25 protein-coding genes and 3 pseudogenes are annotated in these 25300 nt (G+C 22.8%); 17 read left to right on the top strand and 11 right to left on the bottom strand.

The features are described 5' to 3' along the window. Positions 1 to 2: 2 nt before the first annotated feature. The 8 genes from AACL24_RS03220 to AACL24_RS03185 form a co-directional block, all read right to left on the bottom strand. On the bottom strand, positions 3 to 1001 hold the full coding sequence (locus AACL24_RS03220) for a glycosyltransferase family 2 protein (RefSeq protein ID WP_339048626.1): 999 nt from the start codon (positions 999 to 1001) through the stop codon (positions 3 to 5). 73 nt (positions 1002 to 1074) lie between these two features. Further along, positions 1075 to 1890, bottom strand: a complete 816-nt coding sequence (locus AACL24_RS03215) for a hypothetical protein (protein WP_252320214.1) — start codon at positions 1888 to 1890, stop codon at positions 1075 to 1077. A gap of 435 nt (positions 1891 to 2325) precedes the next feature. After that, positions 2326 to 2862: a hypothetical protein gene (locus AACL24_RS03210; protein WP_339048624.1), complete on the bottom strand. Its 537-nt coding sequence runs from the start codon at positions 2860 to 2862 to the stop codon at positions 2326 to 2328. A gap of 329 nt (positions 2863 to 3191) precedes the next feature. Next, entirely contained in the window at positions 3192 to 3599 is a 408-nt protein-coding gene (locus AACL24_RS03205) for a transposase family protein (RefSeq protein ID WP_339045908.1), read from the bottom strand. Positions 3600 to 3622: 23 nt separating this feature from the next. After that, entirely contained in the window at positions 3623 to 4045 is a 423-nt protein-coding gene (locus tag AACL24_RS03200; RefSeq protein WP_339045912.1) for a transposase family protein, read from the bottom strand. Between the two features lie 456 nt (positions 4046 to 4501). Next, positions 4502 to 5331 (bottom strand): IS5 family transposase gene (locus AACL24_RS03195; protein ID WP_339048622.1). Its coding sequence is split into 2 segments (ribosomal slippage): positions 4502 to 4935 and positions 4935 to 5331, totalling 831 coding nucleotides; the frame shifts between segments, so codons are not numbered across the junction. Between the two features lie 497 nt (positions 5332 to 5828). After that, complete coding sequence (locus AACL24_RS03190) at positions 5829 to 6515, bottom strand: hypothetical protein (RefSeq protein WP_339048620.1); 687 nt, start codon at positions 6513 to 6515, stop codon at positions 5829 to 5831. A 69-nt stretch (positions 6516 to 6584) separates the two neighbouring features. Further along, a complete protein-coding gene (locus AACL24_RS03185; protein ID WP_339048618.1) occupies positions 6585 to 6785 on the bottom strand; it encodes a hypothetical protein in 201 nt (66 codons plus the stop codon). A 359-nt stretch (positions 6786 to 7144) separates the two neighbouring features. On the opposite strand from AACL24_RS03185, the gene AACL24_RS03180 reads away from it, so the two are divergent. From AACL24_RS03180 to AACL24_RS03130, 11 genes are all read left to right on the top strand, one after another. Continuing rightward, positions 7145 to 7282 carry a hypothetical protein gene (locus tag AACL24_RS03180; RefSeq protein WP_339048616.1) on the top strand — a complete coding sequence of 46 codons (138 nt, stop codon included), beginning with the start codon at positions 7145 to 7147 and terminating at the stop codon, positions 7280 to 7282. Between the two features lie 162 nt (positions 7283 to 7444). After that, positions 7445 to 7840: a terminase small subunit gene (locus AACL24_RS03175; protein WP_339048614.1), complete on the top strand. Its 396-nt coding sequence runs from the start codon at positions 7445 to 7447 to the stop codon at positions 7838 to 7840. After that, the gene (locus AACL24_RS03170) at positions 7834 to 9192 is read left to right on the top strand and encodes a phage terminase large subunit (RefSeq protein ID WP_339048611.1); all 1359 of its coding nucleotides are present in this window, start codon (positions 7834 to 7836) and stop codon (positions 9190 to 9192) included. The genes AACL24_RS03175 and AACL24_RS03170 overlap by 7 nt, the downstream gene beginning before the upstream one ends. A gap of 3 nt (positions 9193 to 9195) precedes the next feature. Beyond that, entirely contained in the window at positions 9196 to 10503 is a 1308-nt protein-coding gene (locus tag AACL24_RS03165; protein WP_339048609.1) for a phage portal protein, read from the top strand. Between the two features lie 969 nt (positions 10504 to 11472). After that, a complete protein-coding gene (locus tag AACL24_RS03160; protein ID WP_339048607.1) occupies positions 11473 to 13257 on the top strand; it encodes a hypothetical protein in 1785 nt (594 codons plus the stop codon). Positions 13258 to 13280: 23 nt separating this feature from the next. Next, complete coding sequence (locus AACL24_RS03155; RefSeq protein ID WP_339048605.1) at positions 13281 to 13796, top strand: hypothetical protein; 516 nt, start codon at positions 13281 to 13283, stop codon at positions 13794 to 13796. A 4-nt stretch (positions 13797 to 13800) separates the two neighbouring features. Beyond that, the gene (locus AACL24_RS03150) at positions 13801 to 13989 is read left to right on the top strand and encodes a hypothetical protein (protein ID WP_339048602.1); all 189 of its coding nucleotides are present in this window, start codon (positions 13801 to 13803) and stop codon (positions 13987 to 13989) included. A 20-nt stretch (positions 13990 to 14009) separates the two neighbouring features. After that, a complete protein-coding gene (locus AACL24_RS03145) occupies positions 14010 to 15200 on the top strand; it encodes a hypothetical protein (protein ID WP_339048600.1) in 1191 nt (396 codons plus the stop codon). 5 nt (positions 15201 to 15205) lie between these two features. Further along, positions 15206 to 15988: a hypothetical protein gene (locus AACL24_RS03140; protein ID WP_339048598.1), complete on the top strand. Its 783-nt coding sequence runs from the start codon at positions 15206 to 15208 to the stop codon at positions 15986 to 15988. Further along, entirely contained in the window at positions 15972 to 16964 is a 993-nt protein-coding gene (locus AACL24_RS03135) for a hypothetical protein (RefSeq protein WP_339048596.1), read from the top strand. The genes AACL24_RS03140 and AACL24_RS03135 overlap by 17 nt, the downstream gene beginning before the upstream one ends. A gap of 258 nt (positions 16965 to 17222) precedes the next feature. Further along, positions 17223 to 18461, top strand: a complete 1239-nt coding sequence (locus AACL24_RS03130; RefSeq protein ID WP_339046650.1) for an IS256 family transposase — start codon at positions 17223 to 17225, stop codon at positions 18459 to 18461. A 72-nt stretch (positions 18462 to 18533) separates the two neighbouring features. Here the strand turns inward: AACL24_RS03130 and AACL24_RS03125 are convergent, their stop codons facing one another. Next, positions 18534 to 18941 carry a transposase family protein gene (locus AACL24_RS03125; protein ID WP_339045908.1) on the bottom strand — a complete coding sequence of 136 codons (408 nt, stop codon included), beginning with the start codon at positions 18939 to 18941 and terminating at the stop codon, positions 18534 to 18536. Between the two features lie 23 nt (positions 18942 to 18964). Beyond that, positions 18965 to 19387, bottom strand: a complete 423-nt coding sequence (locus AACL24_RS03120; RefSeq protein ID WP_339045912.1) for a transposase family protein — start codon at positions 19385 to 19387, stop codon at positions 18965 to 18967. Positions 19388 to 19483: 96 nt separating this feature from the next. Here AACL24_RS03120 and AACL24_RS03115 point away from each other — a divergent pair, with 96 nt between their 5' ends. Together AACL24_RS03115 and AACL24_RS03110 are read left to right on the top strand one after the other, a co-directional pair. Next, entirely contained in the window at positions 19484 to 20254 is a 771-nt protein-coding gene (locus AACL24_RS03115; RefSeq protein ID WP_339048594.1) for a hypothetical protein, read from the top strand. Between the two features lie 143 nt (positions 20255 to 20397). Then, complete coding sequence (locus AACL24_RS03110; protein WP_339048592.1) at positions 20398 to 20604, top strand: hypothetical protein; 207 nt, start codon at positions 20398 to 20400, stop codon at positions 20602 to 20604. A gap of 36 nt (positions 20605 to 20640) precedes the next feature. Here the strand turns inward: AACL24_RS03110 and AACL24_RS03105 are convergent, their stop codons facing one another. Next, entirely contained in the window at positions 20641 to 21387 is a 747-nt protein-coding gene (locus tag AACL24_RS03105; RefSeq protein ID WP_339048590.1) for a hypothetical protein, read from the bottom strand. A 123-nt stretch (positions 21388 to 21510) separates the two neighbouring features. On the opposite strand from AACL24_RS03105, the pseudogene AACL24_RS03100 reads away from it, so the two are divergent. The 4 genes and pseudogenes from AACL24_RS03100 to AACL24_RS03085 all read left to right on the top strand — a co-directional run. Then, positions 21511 to 22572: pseudogene (locus AACL24_RS03100) on the top strand (IS256 family transposase); the annotation flags it as partial. A 94-nt stretch (positions 22573 to 22666) separates the two neighbouring features. Next, a pseudogene (locus AACL24_RS03095) lies at positions 22667 to 23011 on the top strand (transposase); the annotation flags it as partial. 92 nt (positions 23012 to 23103) lie between these two features. After that, entirely contained in the window at positions 23104 to 24342 is a 1239-nt protein-coding gene (locus tag AACL24_RS03090; protein ID WP_339048583.1) for an IS256 family transposase, read from the top strand. A gap of 27 nt (positions 24343 to 24369) precedes the next feature. Continuing rightward, a pseudogene (locus AACL24_RS03085) lies at positions 24370 to 25287 on the top strand (IS256 family transposase); the annotation flags it as partial. Positions 25288 to 25300: the final 13 nt, after the last annotated feature.

Here is a 25300-nt window from a genome sequence, read left to right as displayed (position 1 = left end):
TTTTACTCTCAATATTTTGAATCATCTCTAATATTATTATCTTTAAAATATTTCTTAAAATAAGTACTTAGATCAGGAGCATAAGTGGTAAATTTATCATTTGGATTAATAGTATTAAAATAAGAATTTTTTTTAAAATTTTTAAATTTAAATTCAATAATTTCTTTGACACGATTATATGTTTTTTCAATTAATGCAGGTTTTTTAGAAATACTAATAAATCTTAAAAGAGTATATAGATAGTATCTAACAAAAGCATATTCCAACTCTTCATATAAAACTTTTTTAATTTTATAATTATTATAATAGTTTAAAATATGTATTCATTGGTGCATTAGTTCAAAAATATTATCATTTTCCAATGTGTTATTTTTAGACGTTAATAATGTTTCATTAATTGCATAATATGTTTTACAATGTGCTAAAAATGAGTATAAAAATAAACTATCAAATTGGATTTCTTTACGAAATTGTAAATTATATTCATTAATAATACTAACTTTCATGATTTTTGTTGTTAAAACTGGTGTTGTTAAAGAAAAGACTATTTTTCCTTGTGTTGTATTTAAATTATATATTTTATTAACTTCAGTTCTAATTGTTGAATGAAAAACATTATTTATATCAAATTCATAACGAACACAATATTCAATACAATCTAAATCCTTATTATTATCTAAAATTTTATTAACTGTTTCAACAAAATTAACGCTAAGAATTTCAGTTGGATTTAAAATAACTACATATTGTCCGGAAATATATTTAAGGCCAAGATTACGACTAATGGCAATACCTGATACTTGATATTTAGTAATCATTTTTAAATTTTGTGGATATAATTTAAAATATTTACTAAATATCTCCAAATTTTCATTGTTAATGCCATCATCATCATCAACAACTTCAAAATTAGTTTTTTTATTTACAAAAATCTTTGATAAAAAAGAATCTAAGTGCTCGGATTCAAATGAAGTTGTATATAAAATAAAACTTAGTAGCATAATAAATATTTCCTCTCTTTTATAAATAATTATAACACTTCTTTAACAATTTTAAGTGAAGGTTTATCAACATTTATTTTTTATTTTTTTGATTACTATTTTTAAGTTTATTTTTAGATACTAAAGTAGATTTTTCTATATTATCTGTTTCTTTAATAACTTTAACAGTCATATTTTTATGATCAAAAATAGTTTTTAAATTACCTTCAATAATAACAGTTTCAGTATTATTAGGTTTAATAACGTTTCGTTTTGCGGGCTTGCTAACTTTTTTCTTTTTTTGTCCTTTTAATATTTCTGCTCTTAATAAAGCACGTGTTTTTCTAATTTCAAATTTTTCAAATTTAAAAAGAAATGATTTAATAAACTTTTTATACGAATTAACAAAATATCGAAGTCTTTTCTTGCTTCGAGCATGATTATCATATTTTAATAAAATACAAACATAGTTTAATTCATTTCTTGCTTCTGATTCAATTAATGAATTAAAAAAACTGTGATAATTATGACTTAAGTTATATGGTTGACCAGATATTGGGCTTTTATAAGGAGTAAAACCTAGATTACCAGTAGTTTTATAATACTTAAAATCAGCAACTCGTGTTGTCATTTGTCCCTTAGGATGCTCTGGTGATTTAATTTCTGATATTTTAAAAATATTATTTGTATCAAATTCTAAAAAATAGCAATATACCTTATGAACAAAGTTACCTGCAGTTTTAAAAGCAATATATAAATCTACTTTTGCTTCATAATTTAAATTATCAAAAATACTAACGTATGGTTGATAAAAATCATATTTTTTATCAATAATTTCTCAACCTTGTTTTTTAATAGTAAGTTCAATCTCATCAGCACAAATATTTGGATTTAAAATAATTTTCTTCATTTTCTACTCCTAACTGTAATATTTTCTAAGTCTATTTTATCAAATTATATATAAAGTGTGGTCTAAGAAAATTTTTCACTTTGATTAATAATTAAAGTACTTTTATTTTTACTATTAAACAACTAACAATCATCATAAAATTATCTTTAAACTATATGAATATATCATATATTTCTACACATATTAAAGTTATTCTTTTTTAAAAACTTTTAGCAAAAATTATATTAAACTTTATTTATTACTTTTTCTAAAATAATATAGAAATGATGAATATATTATTAATAAATAAAATACTAGAAAACTATATATTAATTAAAAAAGAATACTAATATTAATGTTAGTATTCTTTTTTAATTAATAATTTTTCTTCATCTATAACTTATTTCTTTTATTTTTTTGCAAAAATAATAGTAATAATAAAAATATCTAATTTACTTAATCTGAATAATAAACACCATTACTACTTCCAATATACATTTTTTTAGTTGCACCATTGAATATTAATTTTTTAATACTAATATTAACTTTAAATTGAAGTTTATCAAAGGTTGATGATCCATAACTTTTTCAAAGATTACCAGTATTATCACCAACATATATACAGTTATCATTATTAATGACAATAGATGTTAAACAATTTGATAATGGATGTAATTGAAATCTAAAAAAAGAATTCTTATTATTATCTTTTTTTCAAACTTGCCCTGACATCTCAGTAGCATAAACATTACCTAAATTATCAAATGTTAAATCAGTAATTTTACTACCAGTAGTAAGAAGTTCCTTAAATTTTTGATCATCACCAATAGTTTTATAAATTTGACCATCAGTAGTAGCAGCGTAAATACATTTATCATTATTATTATTATCTTTAATTATTGCAGAAATTTTTCCTTTAGTTCCAGGAATAGTTTGCAATCATTCTTGTCCAAATGATTGATAATATGCTTTAACATCATTATCTGTACCCATATAAAGATATTCTTCACCATCATTAGAAGTATAGACTATCATTGATAATAAGTTAAAATCAAATTTTTCAAGTAGTTTAAAATTATTACTATCATTATTTTTTATATAAATTTTTGTTTCATTTTTTGGACATATTCCGTAATTAAATTTAATTAATTGTCAATAAAATTGTTTTAAAACTATTTAGTGTTATTGAATATAGAAATAAATATTTTTTGAAAAAATAGTTTAAAAAATGAGTTTACATTTTAAACAAAAAATTGTTAATAATATTTTTATATTAACTCGATAAAAATTTAAATTTTAAAAAAATATTTTTAATATTTTTTTTATTTTAATGGTTTTATTTTATTAAAAATTTCACAAAGTAAGTTAAATCTTAAGTACATAAGTCTAAATTTAGATTTTCTACATTTATTTACTAAAATTTTGAATCTTTTCAATCAAGCAAAGACATGTTCAACTTTAATTCTAATTTTAGATACAATCTTATTGTATTTTCTTTCTTGTTTAGTTAATTTTTTATTTTTAGTTCTTTTAATTGGTATTATTGTATTTTTATAAATATTTTGTATACCTTGATATCCTAAATCACCAATAATTATTGTTTTTTCTGAAAATTCAAGATTTGAATTTTTTAATATTTGAAAATCATGCACTTTACCATTATCAGCAAAAATATCAACAATTTTTTTATTAAAAAAATCATATACAATTTGAAATTTTATAGAATACATTCAACTTTTACCAGAAAAATATTCTAACTGTAGTTTTTTTTAGTTGGTCTTTCAATTTCAATCTCAGTTGAATCAATTAAATAAAATTGAAATTCATTTGAATTTTCTTGTTTTTTATCAATTTTTAATTTATATCTTTCTTTTAAAAATTGGTAATCTTTGTGGTTACTAAGTTTATTTTCTACTCAAGTAATATTTCGAAAACAACTTGATGGGCTCATTTTAGATTTAATACTCATTTGAAAAAAAGTATAATATTCTTTTCAGTATAATAAAGTCATCATTAATCTTTCTTCTACTGAAAGTTTATTTTTTCGACCTTTATTTTTTTCTAATTTTTCTATTTCAATTAATTTTTCTAACATTTCATTAAAATGAAAACGTTTTATACCAAAATATCTATAAAATTCTTCATTTTTTAATTTTTTTAAATTTTCAAAAATCATTTTTATCAACACTTTTCTAAATTTATTGTTAATAACAAAATTATAAAATAAATTTTAAAATTATTAATTGACTTTTAAAAAATTTAATTACGGAATATGTCTTTTGTTTCTTTTATAACTACATAAACATTACCATTATTAGAAGTTGCTATTGCTTGAATAATACCTTCACTTTTAAATATTGGTTTAATATCTTTATTATTTTCACTAATATAATAAATAATACCTTCATCATTAGCAGCATAAACATTGCCTTTTTGATCACTAGTTATTGATTAGACTTCTTGCAAAACTATGATATTAATCACATTTTTTAAGTTTAAAAATTTATTTTAATAACACTTTTAATATTTTTTAAAAATTATTGTTCAAAATATGTTTTATTTTTTGTCATTAAAATACAACAAAAATTATTATTTCAAATAAAAAAATAAAATATTAAATTATCAAATATATTTAAATTAATAATTGTAAATTATAAATTGAAGCTATTAAATTAAATCTTAATGCAAATTTTTTTCTTCTATTTCGATATTTTTCACTAATAATTTTAAATTTTTTAAGAATCGCAAAAACATGTTCAATAACAACTCTCATTTTTGAAATAGCCTTATTATTTTTCTTTTCTTCTTTAGTTAAAGGGTTTTTCTTTGATTTTCGTTTAGGTAATAAGACATTTTTATGTATGTTTTGTATACCTTGATATCCTAAATCTACTAAAATAGTTGTTTCTGATAAAAATTTCGTTTTTGAATTTTTTAAAATTTTAAAATCATGATTTTTACCATAAGAAAAATAAGAACTTATAATTTTTTTACTATCTTTTTCAATTATGACTTGAGTTTTTATTGTATGTTTTTTCTTTTTTCCTGAATAATATTGTTTTTGACTTTTTTTGGGCGTTGAATAGTACTTTCAGTCACATCAATGATAACTGTTTTATCTTTAAAATTATTATTTAACAGTGATTTTTGCCCATCAAGTTGTTGAAAATCAGGATGTTTTATTAAAGTATTTTCTATTCAATTGATATTCCTATAGCAACTACTTTCACTAATTCCATAACTTTTAGCAATATGAAAATAAGTTCGATACTCTCTTCAATATTCTAAAGTCATTAATAAACGATTTTCTAATGATAATTTATTAGGTGTACCACCATTTTTAAACTTTTTTACTTCTTCTGTCTTTAAAATTTCTAGAATTTTATTAAAAATAATATCATTTATACCAGTTAATCTTAATAATTCTGGATTGTTAATAGTTTTTAATTTATCAAACATCATAGATTACCTATCTTTTTTATTTTTAATTTTATTTTAAAAATTAAATTTTTAATAGATAGGTTTTGCAAGAAGTCTATTGAATTGGACGTATGAGATTAATCGATAGAAAGAGACAACAAGAACAATAAACTGATGTATTTCTATTTTTTGTTACTTTTATTATATCATAAAATACATGAATATTTAAAAATATAATTTTAAAATTACATTTAAATAACACAAAAATTCTAATTTTAAAATTAGTTTTTAAAAATATTAAGTTTTAATTTATTAACTACTATTCATGTAACTTCTAGAATTTAAATAATTTGCTTTTGCTATTAACATATTATTTAATGTTTGATAATTATATATTTTTGCTCCATTAGTTAAAGATTTTAAAAAATGATATACATAACTTTCTGCAGAACATCCAATATTTCATGAAGCATTTTGATTGACAATACCATGAGCATTATTTTTAAAATAATTATAAGTTTTTTCATTAACATTAGGTTTTAAAAAAGAAAGTAATTGATTACAATCACCACTTGCAAAAGTAGTTGTTCCATCAATATATTTAGTTCAATCATGAGATTTTTTTTCTTACCACGAACTCCAACAAAAGATTTTCATAAATAACTATAAGCATGATATTTATCTAAAATATAATAACATCCCAATCAAGTAGCCATTGCTTTAATTCATAATGCACCATCACCAGCAACTACTAAATTATAATTATGATATTCTCATTGAACACCTAATATATTTAAATTAATATCATAATGATTAAGAATAGTTTGTGTTGTAAATTGATATAATTCATGTTGATTTAAACCATTACCAGTTTTAAATAACATAAATGAAGTTATTTTTTTATCTAATTTATTTCTATATGAATAAATTTCTTTTCTTCCTAAATTATAAGTTAAAAGTCTACAACAATATTGTTGTTTTAAACCATTTTCATCTCAACAAGTAACAAAGGAATCATCTGCACATATATTTAATTTTTGATTATCTAATACTTTAAATTTTTGTTCTGGTATTAATTTTTCAATTTTTGCATTTTTAAAAATTCTTGAAATAAAATTTTTAGAAAAATAAGTATATTCATATTCTGCTTGAATATGTGTATAAGTTTTTTTAGTTATTAAGTTTTTTATTAAATTACTAAGTATTTTTAATTTTAAATCTTTCATAACTCTTGCACGTTTTTCAATATTAAATTCTTCATCAGTAAAATAACGAGTTCTTTTTTCTATAATATCTTAATATATTCTTCTATTAAAAGTTACAAATCCAATTTCAGTATTTACTGTTCTATTACGTTTTTTTGAAACTTTATATCTTTCTTTTTCTTCTTTAGTTCTATTTTGAAAAAAATTTTCATCTCAATCCTCGACTTCTTTGACAAAATATGATTTAATATCATTGATTTTATTGTTCAAATAATTTTGAAAATTAAACATCTTTCAACACCTTTCTATTGATTTTTTAACTCCAAGCATTGTATCAAATTTATTAATTTAATGTTGAAAAATGTTTAGTTTTATAGTATAATATTTAGGAACGATAAAATTGATGATAATGATGTATTTCTAGTTTAGCGTTTAAAGATAACTTTTATTAGTTATCTTTTCTTTTTTAATAAAATAATGTACAATAAAGAAAAATGTAAATAGAAAAGGAAAATAAAAATGTTAAAATTGGGTGAATGACCACTATTAGCGATAGCACTTTCAATATACTTAATAATATTTGCACTAGTATTACTCGGTGTAAAAGGTACTGAATTATGTCATAGACAAAAAAAATGGGTATATTTTTTATGTTTATTTCATTAAATATTATTGGTTTATTTTGAGCAAATAAAATATTTAAAAAAGAAAATCCAGATTTTAAATTTTGAAAAACTATAAAAAATATTTTTAAAATTAAGAGAAAAAATAAAAAAATAGCAGTATAATGCTATTTTTTGTTATAATTATATTATAAAAATTAAATAAAAAAATATATGAAGTAATTAATAAAGTTAATAAGTTATTTTTTCAGCAATTCTAACTTAAAGATTATATTAATTATATCATAAATTTTTGTTTTTTTAAAGCATATGAAAGGAGATTTTTATGTGCAAGAAGAAAAAATAAAAATAAGAACAATTTTTAATGATGCAAAAGTCTTAAAACAAGAATTAGTAAATTATTTTACTCATTGTAGTGATAATAAAGAAGTTCCTACAAAATTAGGTATGTTAATTTATTTAGATATAACAGAAAGTACTATTAGGACTTGAAAACAAAAAAAGAGAAATACTTTTTTACAACAAATTAATTGAGCGCATTCTCAAATTGAACACTTAAATTTACAAAGATATTTAACTTCTAATGCTAATACTTCATCATGATATTTAGAAAGAGCATATGTTAATAAATATCATTTATCAACTAAAATTGATATAAAGAATAGTGATAACGTCGCCCCTATAGCAATTAGTTTAGAAAATAAAGGTAAGAATAAATGTTAAGTAATTTTGGTTATTTATTAGATATTGCTAAAAAAATGTATTTAAAACAACCTTTAAATATTACTAAAATTAAACAATTAGGTAGTCGTAAATCTGGTAAAACATTTAGTGATATTGAATTTTTTGGTATTTTATTAATGTTAGATAATATTAATATTCATGCTTATTTAATTCGTAATATGTCAAAACAATTAAATGATAGTTGACAAGAATTAAAACAAATTATTAGAGCAACTTATCCTTCAATTAACTTTATTATTAGTGAAACTAAAAAAACTATTGAATTTAATGGTAGTAAAATAACTTGTAAATATTTACATTCACAAGATAATAGTAATGTTAAATTAACTGGATTAGCAAGTAATTATTTATATGATTATGTAATTATATGAAGTGATGAAAGATATGAAATTACTGAAAATGATTATCAAGATTTAAAAGATGCTATTCGTGGAGCAAAACAATTATTAGAAATTGAAAGTTGTAATCCTTGGTCAATTCTTAATGAATTTATTAAAAAGACAGTAACAGCTTGTCCTCAAAATGAAAAGCAAATTATTAATGAATATGAACAATTTACTATTATTAATAATACTATTTATCATTATCAAAATTGAAAATTAAATACTCATTTAGAAGATAGTGATAAACAGCAATTATTAGAAATAGAAGTTCTAGACCCAATATCTGCAAGAGTAAGAAGTCATGGTTTAGTTGGTTATGAATCTGGTGGAATATATTCACATTTACTTCCTAAAATTAGTAGAGTAATACAACCAAGTTATAGATTTAGTGCTGGATTAGATTATGGATTTAAAGATGATGCTTTAGCATGTGTATTAATAGGTTTTGATTATAATTTTAAATTTGTTAATGTTATTGATTGTTTAAAAATAGAAAATAAATTAATTCGTTATGATAATAAACAATTAGCAAGATTAGTAGTTGAATTTTATATTAAATTAGCAAAAGAAAATAATTTGTTATATGAATATGGTTTAACTGTATATTGTGATTTTAGTAATTATACATTTATTGAAATGTTAAATGATACAGCAATTAAATATCAAGTTAATTCATGGCTATATTTTAAAGATTGTGTGAAATTAAGACTTGAGTTTAGAATAGGTAAAAATGTGGCTTTAATGGCATCAGAACGATTAAATATAAACATAAAGAATAATGCTCAATTATTATTAGATGAATTTAGATTAGCTGTATGAGACCCTAAGAGTATTAAACAAATACCATTAGCAGGTAATGACCATTTACGTGATGCATTTGATTATGCAATTGAGCCATACATTAGAAATTTAAGTGCAAATATAAATCCTTATTTTGAAAGGAAGTAACATATGAATAATCATAATACTGAAATATTAACTCCTAAGTGATGTATGATAAATCTTCAAGAAATTATAGCAAATCATGCAAGTAAATTATTATGGGGTAATGGTTATACTTTAACAAGTGAAGATGATAATTATAAAAGAGCAATTGAAAAATTAAAAGAATGAAATAATTTTGATAGTTTATTTTATCAAGATTGTCATATTAAATCTGGTTATGGTTATAGTATTGTTCAAATTGATAAAAGTAAAACTGGTAGAATATCATTAAATTTTGCTCAACCATATGCTCAATCAAGAGTTGCAAGAGTATTAGAAACTGAATATAGTGCATCAACATGGTCAAGAGTACAATATGATGACCAAAGTATTTATGTTAAAACAACATATACTCCAAATCAAATAATTAGATATTTTACTAGTGATTTTATTACATTAGATGGATTACAAAAAAAAATAAGTAAAGATTTACAATTACCATTAATAGAAAATCATAATTTAGGTATTATTCCAGTTAAATTTATGCAAAATTTACCTAAAAAGAATTTCTTTGGTGGAGTTATTGGTGATTATTATCCAGATATGACTCCAATTAAAAAATTACAAAAATTATTAAATAAAACATTTGAATCAATTGAACATGAACTTGAATATAATGTTACTCGTGTATTTTTAGATATTACTGAACAAGAGATAAATCAATCTAAAACTGCTTTTGATTTAAAAAAATTAATAGGTAAATTTATTTTACAAGCAAATTTGAGAAGTTTAGGAAGTACTAGTGGAACACCACCAATTGCTATTTTACAAGGTAATCCAATATTAGATAAATATGCAGAATTTATTCAATTTATTATTGATAAAGCATTTGAAGGTAGTGGATATAGTCCAGTAAATGATACTACAAGTCAAAAAACAGAAGCAGAAGTATTAATTACTAATTCAAGAGATATGGAAACTACAAGAATTAAAAGAACTTTAAATCAAAGTGATTGAAATGAAATATTTCAAAGATGTTTTATATTAATGGGATTAGATGGTGATAAATCAAAATGAACATTTGAAATTAAAGAAAATACTATTATAGATAGATTAAAATCATTAGAAATTAATGAGAGAAAATTAGCATTAGATTTAACTAATAGAAAACGTATTCTTGTGCAAGAAGAAGGTGTTAGTGAAGAAGAAGCAATGAACATTCTTGAAGAAAATAGAAGAATGAGAAAAGAAGAAATTGATTTTGATAATGGATTAATAAAAGATGTTGATGGAGAAACTAAAAATGATACCGAAAATAAATCATCAATTAATTAAAACAGTTTGAAAATCAACTGGTGAAATTGAAAAAGATTTTACACAAAATAAAGATTTACAATTTCGTGTATGTCCTTTTACCGTTATTTTAGGTACTATAAATTCAACAGAAACGGGTTATAAACCACCAACTTCAATTCCTAATGATTATACTTCATTTAGTAAAATCTTTACTGGTAGAGAAGCAATATTATCTGTATGAGATAATAGTTTTGATTTAATAGAACCAGATTTAAAAACAATATATTCTACTGGTAAAAAGGTTTTAAAAGTTGGTGATGTATTTTATGGAAATATTTTAAGTGACCAATTAGGTATTACTTATTCAGCAACTCCAGCAAATAATGCTTTTATTCAAGAACAAGCAATTAAAAATGTAGTTATTAATATTCCAAATGAAAAAAAGAATTTTGATTTTATTAATAATATTGTTTCAAATTTATATAAGTTATATATGATTCCAGAAATTAATAAAGTTATAAATACTGATAAATCAATTAAAGTTGATAGACAATGATATATTCTTGAAGTTGCAAGTAAAACTTATAATAATGAAAATAAAGAACTTGCTTATATTCAATGTACTTTTAGTTCATTAAATGATAAATTAGCAACTAGCGGATTAGCAATTAATCAATATGTACAATTAGGTGCTGTTGGTGAACCAGTTGCAATACCTGCACTTGATTTAAATAAAAACATTATTTTAGATAATAATTATTTATCACCTAGACCAGTTACACATGCACAAATAACTTTTTATGGAACAGTTGGCACTATTGCTATCGGATTATGAGGAAGAAATATTAATAAAACTGATAATAAAGAAATCACTATGAATCCCACACATTTAATTTTCCCTTTAAATTATCAGGCATCTACATATGACCCACTTAGTTTTAGTGCTTTACCAGAAACAAATTATGTTTTAACCGTAGGAGCAAAATCAACAGTTGATACTTATCAACAATGACAAGAAGTAATAGCACCAATGTATGATGATGGTGCAAAAAAGACTTTTGAAGATCATATATTAACTGATGTTGAAAAAAAACAGCAACTAACAAAATTGATACTGAAACTGGTAAATATATTCCTTATTGAGATAGTAATTTTTTAAATGGAGCAAATTTAGAAACTGATAAATTTTATACTATTGGTAATCCTTATTTTGTATATTTTAATAAAAATAATAAAAAATTAAGAGGTCAAGTTAATGGTTATATTATCAATAATTTAAAATTTAAAAATTTAAGAAATTTAAACGCTTTAATGTATTTTATTTATAATTCTATGAATGAAATACCCTTATCAATAAGGGAAACAATTAAAATTCAATTAAATACTATACCAGTATTTGGTAGTTTCTTTAATGGATTTACCGGCGGAATGAATATAGGTTTTAAAAAAGTTTCAAATTTATTAATACCAAGGTTTGATATTGTTAATTTTTTTATAAGTGCTGAATTATATAAATTTTATACTAACGTTATTTATTCAAGTGCAAAAGAAAAAAATATTATGCCTTATGATGTTTTTAGAAATGGTACACCCGATGAATTACCAGCAATTTTAGGAACATCTAGTCATATGACAAGTTTTACATTTAATTTGACTGATAACATTAAACTTTCAACTTATGATATTGATAATAATAATATTGTTGATACTAAATATATGAACCTAGTTAATATATCGCAAAATAACCCAAATAATAGTCAACAAATATATTTATTACCACCAGTAGAAGATTTTGACTTACAATCACCAATTTTTGGTAATGATAATTATAGTGGTTTTTATATAGATATGATTGATATTTTAGTTCAAGGAAAATGTAATTTTAAATTAACATTTTATAGCATGCCAAATGATTATGAAGGTGCTGTAAGTGATGATTTTAGTATTTGAGCAGGGACGTATCAAACAGTTGGTAAAGCAAGTGGTAATATAAGATTAATTAAGAATAATTTTTTACTAGCAAATAATACTTATAGTTTTAAAAATAAATATAATTATCCAAAAGCAGTTAATCCACCACCGCCAACAGAAATACCACACTCAATATTCATAGATTTATCTGGTCAAAAATTAAACAATAATTTTACTTCTCCATTTGTATCAGATATTTCTAAACGCTATCAATATTTTATTTATCCAAATAATACTAACTATCAGTCATGAATAAAAAATATTTCAATTGATTTAACTGATTATGATTATCAAAACGTAAAAGATTTTCTAAAAGATTATAAAAATTTTGAATTAAATTGAAATATTAGTATATCGGCAACTGAAGGAAATAAAAACAATACCTTTAATAGTAGTAATTCATTTATTATTCCTGATTTAAAAGATATACCTCAATTCATAGGAAAATATATACCTTATTTTCATGAAAATAATCCAGAAACTTATTATCACTATAATGATAATCAAGAACATGAAGGTAATAATTGTAAATTTAAAGTAGAAATTCTTTTATCTCCTAGTTTGAAAGAATATTATATAAAAAATGAACTTGATAGTAATAAATATTATTCAGTATTAATTGGAGATACAAATAATGTTAGTTCAGATGATACAAGAGTAACTTTTATACAAACTTGATTAGTTATGAGTTTTGTAGGTACTAAATTAAATATAACTATAAATTTAATTGGTAGTTTACATATTAATACGGATTATTTAACTAGTGAAATAATTAGTAATATTAACTTTAATAATATACAAATTTCACCAAGATTAACTTAACAATTAGAAAGGTGGTGATAATTATGTTAAATGAAAATGAAATGAAAGAAGGTAATAGTATGGAAGAAAAAGAAAAAAATGAAAAACAAGAAAATGAATTAAATCCAACAGAAAATGAATCAAAAGAGCCAAAAAGTGAATCAAAAACCGAAGAAAATGAATTAAAACCAGTAGAAAGTGAATCAAAAGACAAAGAAACTGAAGAAGTTAAAGAACCAACTTTAGAAGAAAAATATAAAGAATGAGAAGAAAAATATAATACTTTATATAAAGAAAAAACTGATAAAGATAGAGAAATTAGACATTCAGAAAGTTATAAAAAATATGATTTATCAGAAGAAAATATTAATTTATTAAAAAGATATCTTGGAGATAAAGAAGATATTGAAGAAGAATTATCATTATTAAATAAAGATTTTCCACATTTATTTAATAAAAATAAAGATACAAATATTAGTTCTTCTTTAGATGTAAAAGATAAATTTAAAGAAGAAAAAGAAGATGAAGTAGATACTAGAAAAATAGGAATGGTAGGTTAAAAATATGACAAAAATTGAATTTAATAATAAATATCATGATTTAGAACTTACCATTGATGCTGATTATGAATTACGCATTAGTAATGACTATTTTACATATGAAGATGTAGAAAAATTAGAACAAGCAATTATTGATTATAAAAAACTAATAAGTGAAATGCCACAATTAGTTAAAAATTGACTATTAGGCTAATATAGAAGGAGATAAATAAAATGGCAATTATTACAACACAATCAACAACAATTAATGACCCAAGTAATCCAACGGGTAAATTAGATTTATCAGTTAAATATATTAAAAATTTAAAAGTTTTATTATCAAAAAGAGTAGCGTTAATTAATGCAACAGTAGAAAATAGAGAGCAATTAGATGCTGGTACTGCTATTTATAATATTACTAAAAGAAATCCTACTGAAGATTATACTGCTGGTGCTGGTGCAAATAATTTAACAACAGCAGATACAATACAAATTCTTTTAAATAAAAAGAAAGAAATTAATTTTGAAGAAGAAACACTTGATTTAAAAAGATTAGGTGCAAGATATGAAGATGGTAATGTTCTTGTATCAGATAGTTTAGCATCAAGTTGAATTGATGCAAAAGCAAAATCAGTAGAAATATATTTAGTTGCAAAATTATTATCATTAGCAGTTAAAACAGCAAAAAATAATGGAATTATTAATATTGCATTACCAACTAATCCTAAAACAGAAGATTATAGAGCGTTATTATGATTAAAAATTTCAACTACATTAGCAACATTAAAAGCAAGAATTAATGATGAATATATTGGTACAGATGAAGAAGATTATACATTATGAGTATCTAGTTTTTTTAAACCGTTAGTTTTATTAGCAAATGCTAATTTAGGTAGTGAAAGTTCTAGTCAAGCATTAGCTAGTGGTAAAGTATTAGAAATTGGTGGTATTAAAATTATGGAATGTCCATGATTAGGTAGAAATTATCCGGCTGGAGTTATTGATAAACAAGAATCATTTAATTTTTTAGGATGTGATGCAGTTCTTGTACATAAAGAAGCATTAGCATTTCCATTTAATAGAGGACAAGATAATACTTTTGTTTTACAAAGTAATGGTAATGTTAAGAATTTTCATAAGTTTTTAGTTTCAGAAGGTAAAGCATTAAGACCAGATTTAGTTAAAGGATTTACAGTTACTTCAAGTATTGATATTGCTACAGCAATTGAATTTACTAATTTAGGAAAAATAACTATGGCTGGTGATGCTCCAACTGCAGATGAAGTAGAAAAAGCAGTTATTGCTAAAAATCCTAATTATCGAAAAGGTAATGCTAATTTTTCAGATTTAACAGCAACAAGTGCTAATGTTGAAGGTAAAACTTTATATGATGGTTCTTTACAAGTAACTTTTACAAAGAAGTAATTTAAATGCCTATTATATTACTTTTAAGAATGATATTAGAAACTGCTGTTAGTGATATACAAACTGCTGAATTAATAGAAAAATTTAAAAAAAATAATTCATTATTTAATAGTTTTTTAAAAAATCCAGCAGGAATATTAAAAAATCAATTAATGTCAAAAGTTTTAGGACAAGGTAAATCACAAAAAGAATTAGCTGAATTTCAACAAGTTTTACAAAAATTAACAAATTTACCAGTAATTCATAAAAAAATAATGACACATATTACTAATAATAATATTGCTAAATTACAACATATTCAAAAACAATATTTAAATGGTAAATCATTAATGGATAAAGGTAAAGAAATTATTATGAATTCTTTAACACAAGAAGATTATGATTCTATGATTGGAGTTTATGTAAATCTTTCTAGTAGTGCATTAGCGGGTGGTATATGAACTCCAGTAATACAACAACAGTCGGGTACTTATGGTATTGCTACATTAACTTATAGAACTAATTTATCTAAAAGTTATGATTATTTTATGGTTTCTAGAGAAACTTGAATTGATATGTGTAAAGCAACAGGTGCTTATGGTACTGGTGCTAATAAGATATTTCAAAATCAATATTATCACGGTGGTTTATCAAAATCTGATAGAGAACAAAGAGCCAGAACTAATGTTAAAAATATGAATAAAAAAGTTACTCAACAATCTAAATATAAATCAGTTATTGGTGTAGTTAATAAATCACAAGCAGTACAAGGATATGGAAGGTATAAAGATTATGGAAAACAAAAATAATATTGATTGAAATGTAAATTTAAATTATATTACAAAAGATGATTTAAAAACTATATATGGTTTTATACCAGATGCTGACCAAACTACTACTGATAATACTAAAACTGATTTTACTATTATGGCAATTGCTATTTCAAGTGAGCGTACAAATACTATTACTGGTAATCAAATTGAAGTAATAGGATTTAAAAATCTTAATGAAACTCAACAAACTTTAGTTAAAAGAGCAACAGCAAGAATGACTATATATTATTTAACTGATGGAATGGCATTTATTAGAAGTTCAGTATCTATTAGTGGTAATGGTTTATCAAGTAGTATTAGTCCACCAAGTGAACCAGATTATGTATTAATGGAAGTATATAATTTATTACAACAAGCAAATTTACATACTCCAAGAAAAGCAATTAATAATCCTATTTCATGTAATACAGATAATTTTAATACACCTAGTATTTTTGATGAAAGCGATAGAAGAGTTATTACTTGAGATTCTGGTAATAAAACATTTTTACGAAAAGAAGGAATAATTGCTGGTACTGGTATAAAAATAGATGATATTACTGATACTATACCTAAATTAAAAATTCATGTTGATAGTAATATTGATTCATTATGAGAAATTAATATAGATAATCCTAATTTTATAAAGCCAAAAGATGATAAAGGTATTGATGTTAATGGTAAAAGAATTATTGATGTTGGTACTCCTACATTTTTAAGTGATGCTACAACTAAAAAATATGTTGATAATAAAATACCAGATTTAACTAATTATTATAAAAAATCTGTTTTTATGAAAGGATATTTTACATATAAAGATGATAGAGACCAATTATGAATAAATGATAGTTCAAATAGTTCTCTTGCTATATCATTATTACATAATAATACTTATGGAAGATTAGAAACTAATAATAAAAATATTGTTGATGCTATTAATGAAAATAAAACTAATATTGGACATATTCCGTAATTAAATTTAATTAATTGTCAATAAAATTGTTTTAAAACTATTTAGTGTTATTGAATATAGAAATAAATATTTTTTGAAAAAATAGTTTAAAAAATGAGTTTACATTTTAAACAAAAAATTGTTAATAATATTTTTATATTAACTCGATAAAAATTTAAATTTTAGGTAATGTTTAGTAATCTGTGTAACTTACAAAAATAACTATGTTTAATTAATTCTAGTAAATATAATTAAATGACTAGAAAGAGTGAGTTACAGATGGCTAAAAAGCAAAATATTAATAATAATGATCCAATATCAAAAGCAGTAGATTTATTATTAGAAAATACTGAAGATTTAACAACAGTTTTTAAAGAGGGAGGATTGTATAAAGAATTAACAAAAAGATTAGTAGAAAAAATGTTGAATTCTGAGATGCAAAATTATTTGGGATATGAAAAGAATCAACATAGTAATAGTGACAATGCTCGTAATGGTATAAGTTCAAAAAAAATAATAACTCAACAAGGTAAAATTGAGATTGATGTACCACGAGATCGCAATAGTAATTTTAATCCTATAATAGTTGCAAAAAGACAAAGAAGATTTGATGGTTTTGATCAACAAGTTCTTTCTTTATATGCAAAAGGTATGACATTATCAGATATTAGAATGCAATTACAAGAGTTATATCATGGTGCTGATATTAGTGAAAGTGTTATTAGTCAAATTACTGATGATGTTATTGATGATGTAAAAGCATGGCAAAATCGACCATTAGAAAGTGTCTATCCGATTGTTTATTTTGATTGCATAGTAGTGAAAGTACGACAAGATAAAAGGATTATTAATAAATCAGTTTATATAGCTTTAGGAGTTGATTTAGAAGGTAAAAAAGATGTTTTAGGTTTATGAATTAGTGAAAATGAAGGTGCTAAATTTTGATTAGCAAATTTAACAGAAATGAAAAATCGTGGCTTAAATGATATTCTGATTGCTTGTAGTGATAATTTAACAGGCATGTCAGAAGCAATACAATCAGTTTATCTTAAAACAGAACATCAATTATGCATAGTTCATCAAATTAGAAATAGTTTGAAATATGTCTCATATAAGCATAGAAAATCTCTAGTTGCAGATTTAAAACCAATTTATACTGCATGTAGTGAAGAACAAGCAATGCAGGCTTTAGAATCCTTTGAAAATAAGTGAAATAAACAATATCCTCAAATTGCTAAATCTTGATATAAAAATTGAGATAATTTAATGGTTTTTATTAGTTATCCTACAGAAATCAAAAGAGTTATTTATACAACAAATGCTATTGAATCTGTAAATAGTCAATTACGAAAAGTTATCAGAAATAAAAAAGTTTTTCCTAATGATATGGCAGTTTTTAAAATATTTTATTTAGCAATTGAAAATATAACAAAAAAATGAACAATGCCCATTCAAAATTGAAATACAGCAATTGCTCATTTTATGATAAAATTTGAAGATAGAATTAATCTAAACTAGTACTTTGTAAAACAAAGATACACAGATTACATAAAAGCCTCAAATTTTAAAAAAATATTTTTAATATTTTTTTTATTTTAATGGTTTTATTTTATTAAAAATTTCACAAAGTAAGTTAAATCTTAAGTACATAAGTCTAAATTTAGATTTTCTACATTTATTTACTAAAATTTTGAATCTTTTCAATCAAGCAAAGACATGTTCAACTTTAATTCTAATTTTAGATACAATCTTATTGTATTTTCTTTCTTGTTTAGTTAATTTTTTATTTTTAGTTCTTTTAATTGGTATTATTGTATTTTTATAAATATTTTGTATACCTTGATATCCTAAATCACCAATAATTATTGTTTTTTCTGAAAATTCAAGATTTGAATTTTTTAATATTTGAAAATCATGCACTTTACCATTATCAGCAAAAATATCAACAATTTTTTTATTAAAAAAATCATATACAATTTGAAATTTTATAGAATACATTCAACTTTTACCAGAAAAATATTCTAACTGTAGTTTTTTTTAGTTGGTCTTTCAATTTCAATCTCAGTTGAATCAATTAAATAAAATTGAAATTCATTTGAATTTTCTTGTTTTTTATCAATTTTTAATTTATATCTTTCTTTTAAAAATTGGTAATCTTTGTGGTTACTAAGTTTATTTTCTACTCAAGTAATATTTCGAAAACAACTTGATGGGCTCATTTTAGATTTAATACTCATTTGAAAAAAAGTATAATATTCTTTTCAGTATAATAAAGTCATCATTAATCTTTCTTCTACTGAAAGTTTATTTTTTCGACCTTTATTTTTTTCTAATTTTTCTATTTCAATTAATTTTTCTAACATTTCATTAAAATGAAAACGTTTTATACCAAAATATCTATAAAATTCTTCATTTTTTAATTTTTTTAAATTTTCAAAAATCATTTTTATCAACACTTTTCTAAATTTATTGTTAATAACAAAATTATAAAATAAATTTTAAAATTATTAATTGACTTTTAAAAAATTTAATTACGGAATATGTCTATTGATAAAAAACAAGATAAAGAAAATTGAAAAATAATAGGTAAAAGTTTAGATAATCGTACATGAGAAGATTTTGCTCTTAGTTTTAATAAATATTATAGAGTATTTATAACATGAGATAAACCACCTTTTAATCAAACAAGTGTAAAACTAAAAATAGAGTTTAAAAGTTCTGCATATATAGGTGGAGATTATATGCTTGTTAAAGGTAAAATTGATAATGAAGATTCTTCATTAATTATTAAATTAGGAACTGTTGATGATAATAAAAGTCAATTAATTATTATTGGTGGAAATAAACAATATGGGAATATATTTTCATTAGAAGAATTACAAGATACTCTTAAAGTTGATATTCAATCAAAATTACAAATAAGGTCTGGTAGTTTAACTACAAATGAAGTAGAAGAAAATATTTGAGATATTGAATTAAAAGATATTCCTCCAACACCAAGTCCAAGTATTCCACAATGAAAAGAAGTAGGGACAAAAGTTAATATAAATCATATTAAATATGATTTTAAAGTAAATACTAAATATAAAATTTATTATAATTTTGAAAGCCAAACAAGTATTAAAAAATTTGCTTTTATTTGTAAAGAATTTTTATATGGTGAGTTAAATACTGATGTTCAAACTTTAGATTGAGATAATATTAATGGTAGAATAATGCTTTCTTTACAAATGCAGAATGATACAATTGCTATTGTTAGTGACCCTACAAGATATGGTCAACTTTTAAAATTAGAAGAATTACAGGAATAATATTATGTTTTTTAAAATTATAAAAATTATTTTAGGTTTAATCGGAGTATTATTATCTTCTGCAGTTCCTGGCTTAATTATATTTATTATTGTAAAAATTGTATTAAAAATTAATCAAATATTTTAGAAAGGTGGTGATTAATATGGATACTACAACAATTATTATAGTTGCTAATTTATGTATTAATGGAGGTTATGTATTAGTTAAATTAGGAAAAGCATTTATTGCTTTTGGTAAATCTTTAACAGACCCTAATAAAAAAGCACTTAAAAAACAAAATAAAATTAATAAATTACAAAGTAAATTAAATTCTATTAATAAACAACCAGAAATAAAAAGTATTTATTAATAATAAAAAATGCCTTTAATAGGCATTTTTACTTATTTATAAACTCATGTGATTATAATCTCAATTTAATGAATGATTATCATCATTATTTAAAATAACTTCACTCATACTAGAATTTAAACTTACATGATCATAATAAAATCTATCTCCATGCTCGTTAATTAATCTTGCAGTTTCATCATTAAATGATGTTTCTTGCATTTCTTCATTATGATGTGTAGTTTCCATTGGTAATAAATTATGAATAATTTCACTTGCACCAGCAATTATAGTAGGTACTGCATAAGCATTCATAAAATCATTATTAATACCCATAGCAACACCACTACTAATCAAACATCCACCAGTACCCATATTACAAATCTTTCTTATTGTTTCAAATTTATTAGGTATTAATTCAGTAATACCAGCAACTAAATTAGCAATACCATATGAATTTAAACTAATAAAAGTATCTCAATCCATTAAATGATTAGCATCAGTATTAGTAGTGCTTAATAATAAATCTGGCGGAAATGGATTTACTGTTGTAGTTGTGGTCGGACTTTCAGTTGGATTAGGATTAATATCTGCATTAGTAAATTTACTATAATTAACTAATCCAATTGTTCCTAATCCTAGTAATATTTTTTTACTACTATTAATTAATTTAGTTTTAGTATTTGGTCTTTGATTTAAATTTCATATATCAATTCCTAATTTTTTACTAAATAATAAAGCATTAATACTTCCTAAAATAGGATTTCCTATTAATTGACCATAATAAGCACTGGTACCAATCATTGCTGATAATGGCGATATTCCAGTTCTTAGGTAATGTTTAGTAATCTGTGTAACTTACAAAAATAACTATGTTTAATTAATTCTAGTAAATATAATTAAATCACTAGAAAGAGTGAGTTACAGATGGCTAAAAAGCAAAATATTAATAATAATGATCCAATATCAAAAGCAGTAGATTTATTATTAGAAAATACTGAAGATTTAACAACAGTTTTTAAAGAGGGAGGATTGTATAAAGAATTAACAAAAAGATTAGTAGAAAAAATGTTGAATTCTGAGATGCAAAATTATTTAGGATATGATAAGAATCAACATAGTAATAGTGACAATGCTCGTAATGGTATAAGTTCAAAAAAAATAATAACTCAACAAGGTAAAATTGAGATTGATGTACCACGAGATCGCAATAGTAATTTTAATCCTATAATAGTTGCAAAAAGACAAAGAAGATTTGATGGTTTTGATCAACAAGTTCTTTCTTTATATGCAAAAGGTATGACATTATCAGATATTAGAATGCAATTACAAGAGTTATATCATGGTGCTGATATTAGTGAAAGTGTTATTAGTCAAATTACTGATGATGTTATTGATGATGTAAAAGCATGGCAAAATCGACCATTAGAAAGTGTCTATCCGATTGTTTATTTTGATTGCATAGTAGTGAAAGTACGACAAGATAAAAGGATTATTAATAAATCAGTTTATATAGCTTTAGGAGTTGATTTAGAAGGTAAAAAAGATGTTTTAGGTTTATGAATTAGTGAAAATGAAGGTGCTAAATTTTGATTAGCAAATTTAACAGAAATGAAAAATCGTGGCTTAAATGATATTCTTATTGCCTGCAGTGATAATTTAACAGGCATGTCAGAAGCAATACAATCAGTTTATCTTAAAACAGAACATCAATTATGCATAGTTCATCAAATTAGAAATAGTTTGAAATATGTCTCATATAAGCATAGAAAATCTCTAGTTGCAGATTTAAAACCAATTTATACTGCATGTAGTGAAGAACAAGCAATGCAGGCTTTAGAATCCTTTGAAAATAAGTGAAATAAACAATATCCTCAAATTGCTAAATCTTGATATAAAAATTGAGATAATTTAATGGTTTTTATTAGTTATCCTACAGAAATCAAAAGAGTGATTTATACAACAAATGCTATTGAATCTGTAAATAGTGGTAATGTTTAGTAATCTGTGTAACTTACAAAAATAACTATGTTTAATTAATTCTAGTAAATATAATTAAATGACTAGAAAGAGTGAGTTACAGATGGCTAAAAAGCAAAATATTAATAATAATGATCCAATATCAAAAGCAGTAGATTTATTATTAGAAAATACTGAAGATTTAACAACAGTTTTTAAAGAGGGAGGATTGTATAAAGAATTAACAAAAAGATTAGTAGAAAAAATGTTGAATTCTGAGATGCAAAATTATTTAGGATATGATAAGAATCAACATAGTAATAGTGACAATGCTCGTAATGGTATAAGTTCAAAAAAAATAATAACTCAACAAGGTAAAATTGAGATTGATGTACCACGAGATCGCAATAGTAATTTTAATCCTATAATAGTTGCAAAAAGACAAAGAAGATTTGATGGTTTTGATCGGTAATGTTTAGTAATCTGTGTAACTTACAAAAATAACTATGTTTAATTAATTGTAGTAAATATAATTAAATCACTAGAAAGAGTGAGTTACAGATGGCTAAAAAGCAAAATATTAATAATAATGATCCAATATCAAAAGCAGTAGATTTATTATTAGAAAATACTGAAGATTTAACAACAGTTTTTAAAGAGGGAGGATTGTATAAAGAATTAACAAAAAGATTAGTAGAAAAAATGTTGAATTCTGAGATGCAAAATTATTTAGGATATGATAAGAATCAACATAGTAATAGTGACAATGCTCGTAATGGTATAAGTTCAAAAAAAATAATAACTCAACAAGGTAAAATTGAGATTGATGTACCACGAGATCGCAATAGTAATTTTAATCCTATAATAGTTGCAAAAAGACAAAGAAGATTTGATGGTTTTGATCAACAAGTTCTTTCTTTATATGCAAAAGGTATGACATTATCAGATATTAGAATGCAATTACAAGAGTTATATCATGGTGCTGATATTAGTGAAAGTGTTATTAGTCAAATTACTGATGATGTTATTGATGATGTAAAAGCATGGCAAAATCGACCATTAGAAAGTGTCTATCCGATTGTTTATTTTGATTGCATAGTAGTGAAAGTACGACAAGATAAAAGGATTATTAATAAATCAGTTTATATAGCTTTAGGAGTTGATTTAGAAGGTAAAAAAGATGTTTTAGGTTTATGAATTAGTGAAAATGAAGGTGCTAAATTTTGATTAGCAAATTTAACAGAAATGAAAAATCGTGGCTTAAATGATATTCTTATTGCCTGCAGTGATAATTTAACAGGCATGTCAGAAGCAATACAATCAGTTTATCTTAAAACAGAACATCAATTATGCATAGTTCATCAAATTAGAAATAGTTTGAAATATGTCTCATATAAGCATAGAAAATCTCTAGTTGCAGATTTAAAACCAATTTATACTGCATGTAGTGAAGAACAAGCAATGCAGGCTTTAGAATCCTTTGAAAATAAGTGAAATAAACAATATCCTCAAATTGCTAAATCTTGATATAAAAATTGAGATAATTTAATGGTTTTTATTAGTTATCCTACAGAAATCAAAAGAGTGATTTATACAACAAATGCTATTGAATCTGTAAATAGTCAATTACGAAAAGTTATCAGAAATAAAAAAGTTTTTCCTAACGATATGTCAGTTTTTAAAATATTTTATTTAGCAATTGACAATATAACAAAAAAATGAACAATGCCCATTCAAAATTGAAATACAGCAATTGCTCATTTTATGATAAAATTTGAAGATAGAATTAATCTAAACTAGTACTTTGTAAAACAAAGATACACAGATTACATAAAAGCCTCTTTTGATCAACAAGTTCTTTCTTTATATGCAAAAGGTATGACATTATCAGATATTAGAATGCAATTACAAGAGTTATATCATGGTGCTGATATTAGTGAAAGTGTTATTAGTCAAATTACTGATGATGTTATTGATGATGTAAAAGCATGGCAAAATCGACCATTAGAAAGTGTCTATCCGATTGTTTATTTTGATTGCATAGTAGTGAAAGTACGACAAGATAAAAGGATTATTAATAAATCAGTTTATATAGCTTTAGGAGTTGATTTAGAAGGTAAAAAAGATGTTTTAGGTTTATGAATTAGTGAAAATGAAGGTGCTAAATTTTGATTAGCAAATTTAACAGAAATGAAAAATCGTGGCTTAAATGATATTCTTATTGCCTGCAGTGATAATTTAACAGGCATGTCAGAAGCAATACAATCAGTTTATCTTAAAACAGAACATCAATTATGCATAGTTCATCAAATTAGAAATAGTTTGAAATATGTCTCATATAAGCATAGAAAATCTCTAGTTGCAGATTTAAAACCAATTTATACTGCATGTAGTGAAGAACAAGCAATGCAGGCTTTAGAATCCTTTGAAAATAAGTGAAATAAACAATATCCTCAAATTGCTAAATCTTGATATAAAAATTGAGATAATTTAATGGTTTTTATTAGTTATCCTACAGAAATCAAAAGAGTGATTTATACAACAAATGCTATTGAATCTGTAAATAGTCAATTACGAAAAGTTATCAGAAATAAAAAAGTTTTTCCTAACGATATGTCAGTTTTTAAAATATTTTATTTAGCAATTGAAAATATAACAAAAAAATGAACAATGCCCATTCAAAATTGAAATACAGCAATTGCTCATTTTATGATAAAATTTGAAGATAGAATTAATCTAAACTAGTACTTTGTAAAAC

Origin of the sequence: Spiroplasma endosymbiont of Colias croceus, from assembly GCF_964020095.1 — a bacterium.
Taxonomy (GTDB): Bacteria; Bacillota_I; Bacilli_A; order Mycoplasmatales; family VBWQ01; genus Spiroplasma_E.
The sequence above is the reverse complement of the archived record's forward strand: the minus strand, read 5'-3'. Positions and strand labels throughout refer to the sequence as shown.